We start from the raw sequence: 15,502 nt of genomic DNA on the forward strand, positions 1-15,502 counted from the left end.
TCATGAAAAATACCACACATTTTGGATTCAAGAAAGTTGCCACAAACGATAAACAAAGTTTGGTTAGGAATGTTTTTAACTCTGTCGCAAGTAAATATGACTTAATGAACGATATCTTGTCTTTTGGCGCGCATCGCCTTTGGAAACATTATACGATTGCTTCAAGCAACGTTAAAATTGGCAATAAAGTACTAGACATTGCTGGTGGCACAGGCGATTTAGCCATTGAATTCAGGAAAAAAGTGGGTGACAATGGACAAGTCATACTAAGTGATATTAACGCTATTATGTTGAATGAGGGCCGTAAAAACTTAACTAATAAAGGTATTATTGGCATTGAATTTGTGCAACTCAATGCGCAGTACCTACCATTTAATAGCAATACATTTGACTGTATAAGTATTGCCTTTGGCCTTAGAAACGTAACTGATAAAGACCAAGCCCTCAAAGAAATGTATCGTATTTTGAAGCCTGGCGGCTGTTTGTTGATTTTAGAGTTTTCAACAACCGATTCTGCATTATTAAAAAAATTCTATGACTTTTATTCATTCAATATTATGCCAAAACTCGGTAGTATTATTGCTGATAATGAGGCCTCATATCAATATTTAGCTGAATCAATCCGTAAACATCCAAACCAAGAGGACCTTAAAAGTATGGTACTAGATGCCGGTTTTGACTTTTGCGAATATAATAATTTATCATATGGCATTGTTGCCTTACATAAAGGCGTTAAAATATAAACCTCGATGCAAGCCTTAGCAATTTTCTGGCATAAGCAAACCGCTATCCTTGAGCAAGTATTAAATCGCTTAATTATTAACGGAGAGTTGACATGAGTGCGCTTAATGACAAAATGATTAGTTTTTTTGCAAGACTTACCATTAGATGTACACTTTGTATGTACCAATGACCAAGTATTTATTTTGTCCGTCACTGACAAATATACAAACATTTATATTAAGCTCAAATCCATGGTATTTGTATCTTTGTTCTATTCTGAAAATTTAACTGAGTTGTTTAGACAAGATAAAGTTAGCATTCATGGTGATGTTAAAACCGCTCAATTATTTGTTAATTTACTAAAAGTAATAGTATCAAAATACACAGGCGATATAATTAAAGATGGACCGTCTACCTTGTTAATCAATCCAATTAAATCTGAACTATACAAACATAAAAACAGTTAGCCATGCACAGCCTTCTAAGATTTATTAAAATTTCTCGTGTGTTAATGCGCTATCGCCTTGATTCTTTGGTACTATCAACATCACTACTGAAAAATTTCAAGCCTTTAGTGTATCTTATTCCTTGGCATTACTTTCCCGTTAAAAAATACACGCGGGGCCAACGTATTCGCTTAGCACTAGAAGAACTAGGGCCCATATTTATCAAATTTGGACAAACACTTTCCACTAGGCGTGACTTACTACCAGAGGATATTGGCGATGAATTAGCAAAATTACAAGACAATTGCCCCGCTTTTGATTCAATAAAGGCTAAGCAAATTATTGAACAATCATTGGGTGCGCCAGTTGAAAATTTATTCAAACGCTTTGACATTAAACCTCTAGCCTCAGCCTCAATTGCTCAAGTACACACCGCACTAACAAATAATAATCATGAAGTGGCGGTTAAAGTGGTCAGACCAGATATCAAAAAAGTCATCCGACGTGATATTAAATTAATGTACGCCTTAGCAAGGCTATTTAATAAACATCCGATTAGTAAAAAACTACGTCCTATAGAAGTCGTGTCAGAGTTTGAAGGCATTATCCTAAATGAGCTAGACATGCGTATTGAGGCTAAGAACTGTGAAAAAATTGGCAAAAATTTTAAAAATTCTAATCTGCTTTACATTCCAAAAATTTATCCGGATTTATGTCATAAAAACATTCTAACTACTGAACGCATTTATGGTATTCCAGTTGGTGATATTAAACAACTAAAAGCCAATCATATTGATATGAAACGATTGGCAGAAAAAGGTGTGATTATTTTTTTTACTCAGGTTTTTAAGCATAATTTTTTCCATGCTGATATGCATCCTGGTAATATTTTTGTCAATACTAATGGGCAATATATAGGAGTTGATTTTGGTATCATGAGCACGCTTACCGAAGCTGATAAAGACTTTCTAGCGAATATTTTTCTGGCTTTTTTTAACCAAGATTATAAAAAAGTAGCACAAACCTACATTGACTCTGGTTGGATAAACCCAACAACAAACATATCTTCCTTTCAAGCTGCTATTAAAAGAATTTGTGAACCCATGTTTGAAAAGCCCTTGGGGGAAATCTCTTTTGGACAAGTGTTGTTTGAACTTATTCAAGAAGCCAAAAATTTTGATATTACCATTCAGCCACAACTATTATTATTAGACAAAACTTTATTAAACATTGAAGGACTTGGCAGACAGTTATATCCACAGCTTGATTTATGGACAACTGCAAAACCATTTCTAGAAGATTTAGTTAAAGAGAAACACAGTATAAAAAATACCTTTGAAAAAATAAAAGACCAGGCGCCGAAACTTCTAAAAGACATTCCAGAACTGCCTGCTTTGGCTATTAATGCACTCAAACAATTAAACAAAATAAAAGATATGGGGTATCTTTATACTCAGCAAACCGATAGTATTGTTAATCAACTCAAAGACAATGCAAATAAGCAAACTTACGCCATCTTTGCTGGCGCTTTGGCTATTCTTAGTGGTATTTTAGCGATTAATACGTTTTGGCTGTCAAGTTTGTTCAGTGGTATTGTTACTTTTATATTTTGGTTTAAGTCTAGATAGACAATTTTCCTAATTCAAACATAGAAAATTTGCTATTTTACTTTTAACTATATTTTCGGGTAAAATGAACTCCTTGATATATTTGGTCGCAAAATATATCTTTTATATAGTAAGCGCCTGTTGCGGTGTTTTTTATTTTTTTGGAGTATCGACATGAGTTTAACAATTAACGCTTTAACAAGGGATGATCAAGGCAAAGGTGCGAGCCATCGCCTACGTCGCAATCATAAAATCCCTGCTATTGTTTATGGTACTGGTAAAGCCCCTAGGAATATCACCTTAGATGTTTTTGAAATTACCCGTCTATTAGAAAACGAGGAGTCTTACACTTCAGTACTTGATTTAATAGTTGACAAGAAAAAAGAGGCTGTAATTATTAAGGATTTACAACGTCATCCTGCTAAAAACATCGTCACTCATGTTGACTTTCTACGCATTAACTTAAAACAAGCGATTGTCACTAGCGTTCCTCTACACTTTAATGGAGAGGAAAATAACGAAGCAATGCGTCTAGGTGCAATTCTTAACCAATTTGTTACTTCGGTTGAGGTCTCTTGCCTACCAACAGACTTACCTCACGCTATTGATGTAGATATTAGCAACCTTACAATGGGCGAACATATTAGTTTTACAGGTCTTAACATACCAAAAGGGGTGGTCATTACCGCACTAACACATGGTGATATTGAGACACATAATCGAAGTGTTGTTGCCATTCAAGAGCCTAGAAAAATAGCCGAAATTGAAGAAGAGACATCTATTATTGTTGAAGATGAAAATATCGAGAGCAATAACGCTGATAAAAACAAATCAAATTCATAATTTAAACTAAACCAATATGACAATAAAACTGATTGTTGGTCTAGGTAATCCGGGTAAAGATTATCAATCTAATCGTCATAACGCTGGTTTCTGGCTCTGTGAAGCCTTAGCTCACCTATATGCTGGTAATTTTAAAAAAGAAACTAAGTTTTTTGGCGAAGTTGCCCAGATTAATATATCTGGACGCAAGGTTCGATTACTTAAACCTACTGTATTCATGAATTGCTCGGGACAATCTATTCAGAGTATTGTTAATTTTTATCAAATAAACACCAATGAAATATTGATTGTCCATGATGAACTAGACATTGATCCTGGTATTGCAAAAATTAAATTTGATGGCGGACATGGCGGACATAATGGCTTAAGAGATACTATTCAAACCTTAGGTACTAAGGCGTTTCACCGACTAAGAATTGGTATAGGTCACCCAGGTGATAAATCACAGGTAACCAACTTTGTATTACATGCGCCTAGTAAAGGTGAATTAGAAAAAATACAAAATTCTTTGAATAATTCATTGCAAATCATTGAAGATATGATTAATGGTAACTTTGACAAGGCCATAAAAACTTTACACACAAAAGAATAAATAATTTATAGGAATGATAAAAAATGGGATTTAAATGTGGCATAGTGGGCTTACCAAATGTTGGGAAGTCAACCTTATTTAATGCATTAACTCAGTCTGGTGTTGGGTCTGCTAATTATCCTTTTTGTACAATTGAGCCAAATGTTGGTATTGTGCCTATTAATGACTCGCGCTTAGACGAGTTAGCAAAAATTGTTAATCCTCAAAAAATTCTATCCACCACAATGAAGTTTGTTGATATTGCCGGATTGGTTAAAGGCGCTTCAAAAGGCGAAGGGTTGGGCAATAAATTTTTAACCAATATTCGTGAAACAGACGCCATCATCCACGTTGTTCGTGCCTTTGATGATGATGACATTATTCACGTATCAAAAAAGATTTCACCGCTTGATGATATTGAAATTATCAACACTGAACTTATTTTAGCTGACTTCGACATGCTTGAAAATTTATATCAAAAAGCTTTAAAAAAAATCAAGTCAGGTCAAAAAGATGGCGCCCCCCTTAAAAATCTATTGACAAAAATCTTGTCTGTACTTGAAACTGGTAATAGTGTACGCACACTCTCATTTGACGAAGAAGAATTAAAATTACTAAAAGGCTTTCAACTGCTCACCATTAAACCCGTCTTATACGTTGCCAATGTAAACGAAAACGGCTTTATTGATAACGCTTACTTGAAAATAATAGAAAAATTTGCCCACAGCGAAAATACACAAACTGTTACTATTTGCGCTAAAACTGAAGCTGAAATTGCCGAATTAAACAAAGATGAAAAACAAGAATTCCTATCTGAAATGGGGCAAAGTAAATCAGGGCTGGACAAATTAATTAAAGCTGGATATCAATTATTAGGACTACAAACGTATTTTACCGCTGGTGTACAAGAAGTACGTGCATGGACAATTAATACTGGTGACAGTGTTTCACAAGCCGCTGGAAAAATTCACGGTGATTTTGAAAAAGGTTTCATTCGTGCCCAAACCGTTTCATTTTCTGATTTTATTGAGTTTGGTGGTGAGAAAGGTGCAAAAGATGCTGGAAAATTACGCTCAGAAGGCAAAGAATACATCGTTCAAGATGGCGATGTGATACACTTTCTGTTCAGTGTGTAAATTTATTTAATCTTGGTACAAATTATTATTAATGAAATCTAAAAAACAAACAAAATTATTATTAATTCTAGATGGCTGGGGGTATTCTGAAACAATCCAAAACAATGCTATTGCACTAGCAAATACACCAGTTTGGGATAAATTAAACCAAACCTTCCTACACTCTTTAATTCACACCAGTGGAAAAGACGTTGGCCTGCCTGGTAAGCAAATGGGAAATTCAGAAGTAGGGCATCTTAATCTGGGCGCAGGACGCATTGTGAAACAAGACTTTACTCGCATTTATAACGAGCTTCAAAATGGTGATTTCTTTAGAAACCCAATCTTAAAAAATTCATTAGAATACGCAAATGATAACAACAAAGCGGTTCATATTATGGGGCTTTTATCTGATGGTGGAGTACACTCGCACGAAGAACAAATCCACGCTATGTTAGAAATGACACACAAACAAGGTTGTAAAAATGTCTATTTACACTTATTTACAGACGGTAGAGATTGTGCGCAAAAAAGTGCCGAAAAATACATTCAAAAATTTGAAGAAAAAATGGCTATTCTTGGTACGGGGGAAATTGTTAGCATTATTGGCCGATACTTTTCAATGGATCGGGATAATCGCTGGTCGCGTATTCGTTGTGCTTATGAACTTATCGCCAAAGGCAAGGCAAAATTTTTAGCTCAATCTGCCCTACATGCTGTTGAATTAGCATACGCACGCGGTGAAACAGATGAATTCATTCAATCAACCTCAATTAAAATTCCGATCTCAATTAAAAAAGGAGATGTGTTAATTTTCATGAATTATCGTGCAGATCGTGCTAGGCAAATTACACGCGCCTTTACTGATGAAAATCTTCAAGGGTTTTCACGTGGAACATTCGTCCCAACCCAATTTATTTGTCTAACTGAATACAAAAAAGACTTTAACCTTCCAGTGGCTTATCCATCTTCTAAACTAAACAATGTTCTAGGAAAATATTTATCAAATTTAGGTATGACCCAACTTAGAATTGCTGAAACTGAAAAATATGCACACGTCACTTTTTTCCTCAATGGTGGTGTTGAGCAAGCTTTTAATGGCGAAGACCGCATACTAATTCCTTCACCCGATGTTGCCACTTATGACCTACAACCTGAAATGAGCGCATTTGAACTAACCGACGCATTGATTGAAAGTATTGAAAGCCAGAAATATGATTTAATTATTTGCAATTTTGCCAACACTGACATGGTGGGGCATTCTGGCAAACTAAACGCTACCATTAAGGCTGTTGAAACCATTGATAGTTGCTTAGGTATTATTCATAAAGCTATGTTTGCTATTAGTGGCGAGATACTAATAACCGCTGATCATGGCAATGCAGAACAAATGATTAACCCGAAAACTCATGAAGTGCATACAGCACACACCAACAACCCAGTCCCTTTAATCTTTGTTAGTGAGCGTAAAGCAGACATTTCCGAACCAGAAAAAGGTGCATTATCAGACATTGCACCAACATTATTAGCAATGATGGATATTGAAAAGCCAAATGAAATGACTGGTAATAGCTTATTAACTTTTAAGTAAAATACTACTCATACAGGGAGAAATTCATGAAACAAACTAATTTTATTGCCCCTTCGATTCTTGCAGCAGACTTTACCAGACTAGGCGAAGAAGTTGATAACGTACTTAGAGATGGCGCAGATATCATCCACTTTGACGTCATGGACAATCACTATGTACCAAATTTAACCATCGGTCCTCTGGTATGTGAAGCACTTAGAAATCATGGCGTTAGTGCGCCAATTGATGTTCACTTAATGGTGAAACCAGTTAATAGAATTATTCCTGATTTTATTAAGGCTGGTGCATCATATATTACTTTTCACCCTGAAGCGTCAGAACATATTGATAGAACATTAAGTATGATTCAAGAAGAGAGTTGTAAAGCTGGCCTAGTATTTAACCCTGCAACACCACTACACATATTAGAAAATGTCATGGATAAACTAGACATGATTTTATTAATGTCAGTTAACCCTGGTTTTGGCGGACAATCTTTCATCCCCCATACATTGGAAAAATGTCGTAAAGTCAGAAAACTGATTGATGCAAGTGGCAAGAATATTCGTTTAGAAATTGATGGTGGTGTAAAGATTGACAACATTCGTGAAGTAGCTAAAGCTGGTGCAGATACCTTTGTTGCTGGCTCTGCAATCTTCAGCACTGATGATTACAAGAAAACCATTGATGCAATGCGTGTAGAGCTTACTAAAACTTAATTAACTTGAAGAGTCATCCATAATTTTCGGTATAATTATTCGCTTTATTGAATCTATTGTTACGCTAAATCACAATGGGTTTAAAAGTCAAGTTAGGCGATCTGACTTGTTTTAATGTATCACACAACTCGACATATTAGTCAGGGTGCTTTTGCAAAAGAGTTGACTGGTATAAGTTGTGGAAGAAAGTGCTAATAGGCGCTTAGATTAACCCTTGGAGAAAATATAATGGCAAAAACGTCAATGAAAAAAATGCTAGAAGCTGGTGTACACTTTGGTCATCGTTCTCGTTTCTGGAGCCCAAAAATGGGACGCTTTATTTATGGCACTCGTAACGGTGTTCATATTATTAACCTAGAAAAAACACTACCTCTGTTCAATGATGCGCTTAACTTTGCAAGTAAAATTACAGCAGTTGGTAGATCAATTTTATTTGTAGGTACAAAAAGAGCAGCAAGCAATATCATCAAACAAGAAGCCATGCGTTGTGGCATGCCATATGTTAATCACCGCTGGTTAGGTGGCATGATGACGAATTATAAAACTATTAAAGTCTCTATTAAACGCCTAAAAGATCTTGAGTTTTTAGCAGAAGAAAATTTTAATCAATTTGGTAAAAAAGAAGCGCTGATGATGACGCGTGAAATGGAAAAATTAGAACGCAGTCTTGGCGGTATTAAAGATTTAAATGACATTCCAGATGTTATCTTTGTGATTGACATTGGTGTTGAAAAAAATGCAGTCGCAGAAGCTAAAAAACTACACTTACCCATTATTGGCATTGTAGACACTAACCACAGCCCTGAAGGCATTGATTATGTTATCCCTGGCAATGATGACTCCATCAGAGCAATTGGTTATTACGCAAGAGAAATTGCAAATGCTATTTTAGAAGCCAAAGCTGCTACTAGCACCTCAATTGAGAAAAAAGTTTCAGTCAAAAAACTAGAAACTAAAAAACCTGGCTCCAAAAAAACGCCTATTGAACAGGTACCAGCAAAAGAAGAGATCATCAAAACGTCTATCAAAGAAGACAAGCCTGAAACACTAAATAAAATAGCTCTTAATACAATGAAAAAAGCTGACTTGATTGCTTATGCTGAAACACAAGGTGTCACTATTAACAGTACTGACACTAAGGCGCAAACTATCGAAAAGCTTGCATAGTTTATAACAACACATTGATTAATATATATTTTTATTACTTATAAGCAAAAAATACACAACACAAACAGGAGATTAATTATGACAATTACAGCCTCTTTAGTTAAAGAATTGAGACAAAGAACAAGTGCAGGCATGATGGACTGCAAACAGGCCTTAACTGAAACTAATGGCGACATGGAAGCAGCCATTGACTTAATGCGCACCTCTGGCGCTGCCAAAGCTACTAGAAAGGCAGGTCGTATTACAATTGAAGGTTTGGTTAAAGTTAATATTAGCGCTGACAAGAAAACAGTCACTATTTTAGAAGTTAATTCTGAAACTGATTTTGTTACCAAGGGCGATGTATTTATTGGTTTTGTTGATATGCTAGGCACACTAGCACTTAAAACAACACCTATCAACATTGAAGAATTTTTATCTCAAACGCTAGATAATGGCGACTCATTAGAAAAAGCACGTGAGGACATCATTGCAAAAGTAGGCGAAAATATTGCAATCAGACGCGTACAAACAATCACAACCAATAATGGCGTCATTGGCACATATAAGCATGGCGAACGTATTGCTGTAGTAACGGTATTAGAAGGTGGCGATGAAGTGCTAGCAAAAGACATAGCAATGCACATTGCTGCTAGCAAGCCAGAGTGCATTTCTGAAGCAGAATTATCTACAGATCTTCTAGAAAGAGAAAAAGCAATCTTTGTTAAACAGGCCAAAGAATCAGAAAAGCCAGACAATTTTATTGAAAAAATAATTGTTGGTCGTATGAAAAAATTTGTGAATGAAATAACCTTATATGGTCAATATTTTGTTAAAGATCCAGACACAACAATAGGTAAACTTGTACAATCAAACAATGCACAAGTTAAGTCTTTTGTGCGATTTGAAGTTGGTGAAGGCATTGAAAAGAAAGAAGAGAACTTTGCTGATGAAGTTATGGCACAAATTCAAGGGGCCAATACTGATTAAAAGGTGTTTATTCACCTTACCACCAAAAAGGGCACACCCATACACAATTATCTGTTTGTTTCAACCAATTAAATAAAGCAATTAGAATATCATTTTTCAGACAAAATAGATTAAGGCAGCTATTAACAATATTAACCACAAAGCATCATAATAGGTCGATTATCAATACGCTTGACACTGGCAAAAATGATAAATGTAGGTAGTAAAATGACCATTAATATTGATCCTGATACTCTTTCTATATTTCACGCAATGAACCAATTTTTTTGATGTACCCAATGAGAGTTATGGATTTTAAAATAATATTATTAGCAGTTTTTGAAAACCAACATTTACAGTGGCGTTAGTGCGATAAATAGAAGAGAATTTAAAAAATAAACGTGGCTGCTTTGGTATTTCAACATCTATTATTTACTGAATAAGATAAATTGAATAACAATATTTAAACCTTCAAATTAAGCTGTGGCTCATAGGCTGACAAAGACACAACTAAAGAAGTTCTGTAAATTAATTTAAGAAAAGAATGTCACAAGTATGGTACAATAATTTTACATCAATTGTGGAAAAATCTACCACTTAGGAAAAATAGTAGACACTAAAAAGCATTTACTAGAAAAACATAAGCAAAAAATGATAATATACAATTTTTTCACACCTGTCTAAAAGAATTTCCAGCGTTGATAAAATCAAAACCCTACCAATATTAGCTTAATATTATTTAATAAACAATTATTTTCTATGGTAGGAGATAGTGCTTATGAAATTAAATAAAAAACTTTAAACACAATCGGTTTAGAGTATATTACCGTAAAAATTAAATAATTCGATATGGAATACACATTGATCAAAACTATCAAGCTTAAATAATTTAAAGACTCATTAAAATGTACCTATGCTACATAATTTCAATTTGAATTTGTCACACAACATCAAGTTTGATTTAATTTACGTCAAAAAACCGCTATTGAAACTCAAATAAACGATATTAGTTTCTAGTTTCTAAATCGATAGCACAGAAACTAGCCGTCCACATACTACAGTAGTGTAGTTACAAAAAAATAGGAAGTGTTCTATTTTACTCTGTTGCAATCACTAATCATAAAACTTGAAAATCTCAATATTTTTAAGTAATAGTCCTATAGTTACCTTATGCTCTGTCACTAGGATTCCATGAAAATTTATTTACATAAAAAATAACGGATCATTAACACTAAAATTAAATTTTAAAAGTCTAAAACCTTCTTAAGCAGTGAGACAAACCTACATAATATAACATTACAAATATAAACAACCTTATTTCCATTATTATTGCCACTTTAATTTTTAATATACCAATTGCTTGGCTAGAATTTACGTTCGTTAGCTACACATCTTTTATATCGTCACTATTTATCTCGCATAACATTAGTTTGTCCATTATGGATAAGTAATCTTCTCATTCCTTATCCATATTATTCAAAAAACATTACTAAAGATAATAACGCATAGCTTGATAATCTATACACTAGGATAGATCATTGCCTTTATTAGATATGAATTAGTTTCTGGTACTATATTAAGTTATACGTTTATTTATATCAGATTATTCTTTGAGGTGATTGTCATTATTATTGTCTGGCTATATTTCAACCACTTAGAAAACCAAAAACTCTTGAAAAATCAAGCAAAACTCAGTGATGTTAACTTTTAATTAAATCTGCTGATGCTAAAGGTGTTATATTTTTAATTAATATTAAAGATATAACATACTTTAAATTACAAAGCAAAGGATAAAGAATAAAGAATATTTAATCAACACTAACATTAAGCAACTGATTAACCAATTAGATCCAAATTATTTTTGTAGTATTCGTCGCGAAACCGTTCTGAACTTAGAATTTATTAGCAAATAACTGATTTATGTGGTTTTGTTCCGTCCAGGGCCCTATTACTAAATTTAGCCTCTATATTATTTTATGTCTGCCGTTTATCAAACAAGTCATACAAAAATATCCGGCATTTTTTTTAAGACAATAAAGACCACTCAAAAGAGTGGTCTTTATTTAATCTTACCGCTAGATTAATCTAGCGGTCAATTATTAAAAACGTCTTACTTAACAATCACTTGATCACGACTATCAGCAGTTACATTAGCTTTAGCGTCAGCATAACCTTTAGCATAAGCATTAGCTTGTGCTTTAGCAAATGCATTAGCTTGACCTTTAGCATAAGCATTAGCAACACCTTTAGCATTAGCATTAGCAGTGCCAGTATACTTACCATCAACAGTTGCATTAGAAACATTCTTAGTTTTATTCTTGTTGTTGTAATGGAAACCCCAGTCAGAATCGTTATTCATGTCGTTATTATTTGAAAAAGGGCCCCAGTTGTTACCACCATTGAAAGGGCCCCAATTAGAACCACCATTGAAAGGGCCCCAGTTGTTACCACCGTCAAAGGGGCCCCAGTTAGAACCGCCATTCATTGGACCAAAGTTAGAACCACCGTCAAAGGGTCCCCAGCGGTTTGAAGCGTTACCATAGCCGTAATCATTGTTGTTTGAACCATTGTTAAAGAAACCAGCTGATGCTGATGTAACAGCTACCAAAGTAGCAATTGCAATTATTTTTTTCATATTAATCTCCAAATTAAAAAGTATTAACTCTCTTATTGTTAAGAGGCTTTTAAGTATTAGACTTTATGGTCTGATGAGAGCATTATATAGCAAATATATAAGAAGTCAATTATATTCTAATATATATTTTAGAAAAGCTTACAACATAAAATTAACAGAGTAAATTACTATTTAAAAAAATTAGACTGTTTTGGCAAAGTATACGCTAAACACAGAACTTCCTTGCCAAGTATTACTTTTTAAATAAAACACTAGCATACGCTTTTGCGCATGTGTTAAACAATCACTAATACAAGATTAGTTCCATTTTTTTACCGATAAAACACTTAATTAGTCATGTTAATGCCTTACAGGAATGAAAAACCATAGTCTCGAACCTCAAAACATACATTCAAACCTTCTGGTCCTTTTCATAAAAAACATAATTTTTATGACATGTAACATACAGCATGTATCATTTTTCATTAATATCAAATTAAAACAAAGACTAATAATTTCAATACCAAGTATTAGCACCTTTGATGATATTTTGGTAATCATTTTCATCGTAAAAAATATGATTAATTGCCACACACCTCATGGGCTAACTTAGTGCTTTCTAGACGTGAAAGCGTAATAATATTACCTATTTTTTCTGACTGATCATAAGATGATTGCATAGCTCATGTAATGCATTAAAAATAATACTTTTACACATCATTGATATCATCCAAAATGCTAAAAAATAACTAATGGCGCTTGAATAAATTTATTTTTCCATAATGACTACTAGTAATACAGAAATATCCATTTGAAAATCTTAAATAATTTGTTGTATTTTAAATCATAATTTCGGTTTTTTCTGAAAAAACATAAATACAATTATTCTTATGCTTCACTTAACTCATCTACAAAATCTTTATATAGAAGAACTCTTAAATAATGCATTGCTTAGCTCTCTCTTTGTTTTTTCTGGTGAATTTCTACTTTGGACTTAGGTAATTGTTCAAACAAATCTTCAACAATTAAACTGTCTTTATTATCATAGACATTTCTAGTATAATCAGCAATTAATTGTTATCTCTTCAATATAAAGCAGTTAATTTTAAAGTTTTAAAAAAATTATTGGTTTAAATTGCAATTAGAAGCTTTTCATCCTGATCAGATTAGCTCCTTAAATTATCATATACTAAACACATCAGGTCTATTTTATGCAAAAAACTTTCCGTTAAAGTATCCATGGTTAGGTGTTAAATTGAGAGTCTATTACTAATACCAACAACAATATAAGTCATAATAACTTATTTTTAATAATCAAAGATAAAATCTTAAAAATATTCTTTCCACACGATACCGCCAATTCGTTTCATGTTCAGATATAAACTCTCTAAATAATACATCAATTTATTAAAAAATTATTGATACGAGACACTTATCAAAAAGTGGTGCCGATGGCCGGAATCGAACCGACACAAGCATAGCTTACTACCCCCTCAAAGTAGCGCGTCTACCAATTCCGCCACATCGGCATATAAGTTAGAATAATTACTAGTTTGAAATATCACTAATATCTGATTCAGTTAAAATGGGCGTAACAACCATAGGTACGTCAGACGGAACTGCACCTTCTATTGTTGTAACTCGCTCCATAACACTTGTTAGTTCGTTATTAACACTACTATCATTGGTTGCTAAATAAGCCAACGTCAAACTGGTTAGAAAAAAGCCAAAAGCCAAACTAGTAGTCAGCTTGTAAAGAAATGAATTTGCACCTCGTGCACCAAAAACCGAACCAGAAGTACCCGCACCAAAAGCAGTACCTGCATCAGCACCTTTACCATGTTGTATTAAAATTAAAGCAATTAAACCTAATGCCAATAGTATATGAACAACTAAAATAAGTTGAAACGACATCATTAACCTGCTTTACAAATTTGTAAGAAATCTTGTGCTTTAAGTGAAGCACCACCTATTAGACCGCCATCAATATCTTTACAATTAAGTAATTCAGCTGCGTTTCTAGAATTCATGCTACCGCCATAAAGAATTGAGGTTATTTGTGCAATATCAGCGTCGTATTCAGCTAACATTGAGCGAATAAAGGCATGTGTATCTTGTGCTTGCTGTGGCGTTGCGGTAACATTTGTACCAATTGCCCAAACAGGCTCATAAGCCACAATAATATTTTTAAACGCCTCAATACCAACCCGATCAATCACTACTTGAATTTGTTTTGAAACAACCGATTTCGTATTATTAGACTCTCTATCTTCTAACAATTCACCGATACAGAAAAGTGGGGTTAAATTATTATCCAATGCAACTTGTACTTTTTGCGCAACAATCTCATCGGTTTCACCATAAAGACTTCTACGCTCTGAATGACCTACAATAACGTATTTTGCACCAAAATCTTTAATCATATCAGCACTAATTTCACCCGTAAAAGCACCTAATTTATTGACATTTAAGTTTTGTGCACCTAAATTAAGTTGTGAATCTACAACCAATACTTCAACCTGTGACATATAAAGTGAAGGCACACAAACGATGACTTTGGATTTAACATCTGCCATGCCTGAAAGAATACCTATAACCAATGTATTGGTCGCTTCTTTTGAGGCATTCATTTTCCAATTACCCGCTATGATTATTTGACGCATAATAATTATCTTTAAAAAATTGAGATGATGTTACGCTATTTAGTTATAAAAATCAATCCTAAGGTATTAATGTCAAGATTTAAAACCAAAATATAAGACCAATAAAGCCATTAAAATACCAAAAAAAATACATAAAATCTAACGCTGAATTAAATGATACTGACAAAGACACATTTTTAAAAAGCATCACTAAAATCATGAGTATTACTTTAGCAAGTTTTGATTTTAAATCATTCAATAAATTAATCACCAAAACTTTAGACAATTAACCATTTTTTTTGTCTTAAAAAATAACAAAATTGTTGTTAACAACAATTCATCAATTGAACCTAATTGTATCTACAATCAATTCAATCTTTAATTCATTTTATAATCAAAAATATGCACCAATAAAGTAACTACAGTAATAATGAATAGTAAAAAAACGTCGAAATGACAGCTGCCAAAACCATATGGAAAAAATTCCACAATAATTTTTCAAACCACCCATTGATTAACCTAATATCCATAACATAA

At 33.5% G+C, this 15,502-nt stretch carries 12 protein-coding genes, 1 tRNA gene and 1 pseudogene; 10 read left to right on the plus strand and 4 right to left on the minus strand.

The window, feature by feature from the left end; translation table 11 throughout:
- The first annotated feature begins 2 nt into the window (after positions 1–2).
- The 10 genes and pseudogenes from ubiE to tsf all read left to right on the plus strand — a co-directional run bounded on the left by ubiE (position 3) and on the right by tsf (position 9,730).
- On the plus strand, positions 3–743 hold the full coding sequence (gene ubiE / locus RMAG_RS05320) for a bifunctional demethylmenaquinone methyltransferase/2-methoxy-6-polyprenyl-1,4-benzoquinol methylase UbiE (RefSeq protein WP_011738393.1): 741 nt from the start codon (positions 3–5) through the stop codon (positions 741–743).
- Positions 744–869: 126 nt separating this feature from the next.
- Complete coding sequence (locus RMAG_RS05325; RefSeq protein WP_011738394.1) at positions 870–1,190, plus strand: SCP2 sterol-binding domain-containing protein; 321 nt, start codon at positions 870–872, stop codon at positions 1,188–1,190.
- A gap of 2 nt (positions 1,191–1,192) precedes the next feature.
- Positions 1,193–2,797 (plus strand): ubiquinone biosynthesis regulatory protein kinase UbiB, encoded by a 1,605-nt coding sequence (gene ubiB, locus RMAG_RS05330; protein WP_011738395.1) that lies wholly within the window; start codon positions 1,193–1,195, stop codon positions 2,795–2,797.
- Between the two features lie 153 nt (positions 2,798–2,950).
- Positions 2,951–3,619: a 50S ribosomal protein L25/general stress protein Ctc gene (locus RMAG_RS05335; RefSeq protein ID WP_011738396.1), complete on the plus strand. Its 669-nt coding sequence runs from the start codon at positions 2,951–2,953 to the stop codon at positions 3,617–3,619.
- Positions 3,620–3,635: 16 nt separating this feature from the next.
- Entirely contained in the window at positions 3,636–4,211 is a 576-nt protein-coding gene (gene pth, locus RMAG_RS05340) for an aminoacyl-tRNA hydrolase (RefSeq protein WP_011738397.1), read from the plus strand.
- Between the two features lie 23 nt (positions 4,212–4,234).
- Entirely contained in the window at positions 4,235–5,326 is a 1,092-nt protein-coding gene (gene ychF / locus RMAG_RS05345) for a redox-regulated ATPase YchF (RefSeq protein WP_011738398.1), read from the plus strand.
- Between the two features lie 31 nt (positions 5,327–5,357).
- A complete protein-coding gene (gene gpmI, locus RMAG_RS05350; RefSeq protein ID WP_011738399.1) occupies positions 5,358–6,896 on the plus strand; it encodes a 2,3-bisphosphoglycerate-independent phosphoglycerate mutase in 1,539 nt (512 codons plus the stop codon).
- 26 nt (positions 6,897–6,922) lie between these two features.
- Entirely contained in the window at positions 6,923–7,594 is a 672-nt protein-coding gene (gene rpe / locus RMAG_RS05355; RefSeq protein ID WP_011738400.1) for a ribulose-phosphate 3-epimerase, read from the plus strand.
- Positions 7,595–7,822: 228 nt separating this feature from the next.
- Positions 7,823–8,509 (plus strand): annotated as a pseudogene (gene rpsB / locus RMAG_RS05360) (30S ribosomal protein S2); the annotation flags it as partial.
- Positions 8,510–8,839: 330 nt separating this feature from the next.
- Positions 8,840–9,730: a translation elongation factor Ts gene (tsf, locus tag RMAG_RS05365; RefSeq protein WP_011738402.1), complete on the plus strand. Its 891-nt coding sequence runs from the start codon at positions 8,840–8,842 to the stop codon at positions 9,728–9,730.
- A gap of 2,089 nt (positions 9,731–11,819) precedes the next feature.
- On the opposite strand, the gene RMAG_RS05370 is transcribed toward tsf, so the two are convergent.
- From RMAG_RS05370 to tpiA, 4 genes are all read right to left on the minus strand, one after another.
- Positions 11,820–12,344 (minus strand): hypothetical protein, encoded by a 525-nt coding sequence (locus RMAG_RS05370; protein ID WP_011738403.1) that lies wholly within the window; start codon positions 12,342–12,344, stop codon positions 11,820–11,822.
- 1,422 nt (positions 12,345–13,766) lie between these two features.
- A tRNA-Leu gene (locus RMAG_RS05375) sits at positions 13,767–13,852 on the minus strand.
- Positions 13,853–13,871: 19 nt separating this feature from the next.
- The gene (gene secG, locus RMAG_RS05380; RefSeq protein ID WP_011738404.1) at positions 13,872–14,237 is read right to left on the minus strand and encodes a preprotein translocase subunit SecG; all 366 of its coding nucleotides are present in this window, start codon (positions 14,235–14,237) and stop codon (positions 13,872–13,874) included.
- A gap of 2 nt (positions 14,238–14,239) precedes the next feature.
- Complete coding sequence (gene tpiA / locus RMAG_RS05385) at positions 14,240–14,986, minus strand: triose-phosphate isomerase (protein WP_011738405.1); 747 nt, start codon at positions 14,984–14,986, stop codon at positions 14,240–14,242.
- Positions 14,987–15,502 lie beyond the last annotated feature (516 nt).

The sequence above is a fragment of the Candidatus Ruthia magnifica str. Cm (Calyptogena magnifica) genome (genome assembly GCF_000015105.1).
GTDB classification, from domain to species: domain Bacteria; phylum Pseudomonadota; class Gammaproteobacteria; order PS1; family Pseudothioglobaceae; genus Ruthia; species Ruthia magnifica.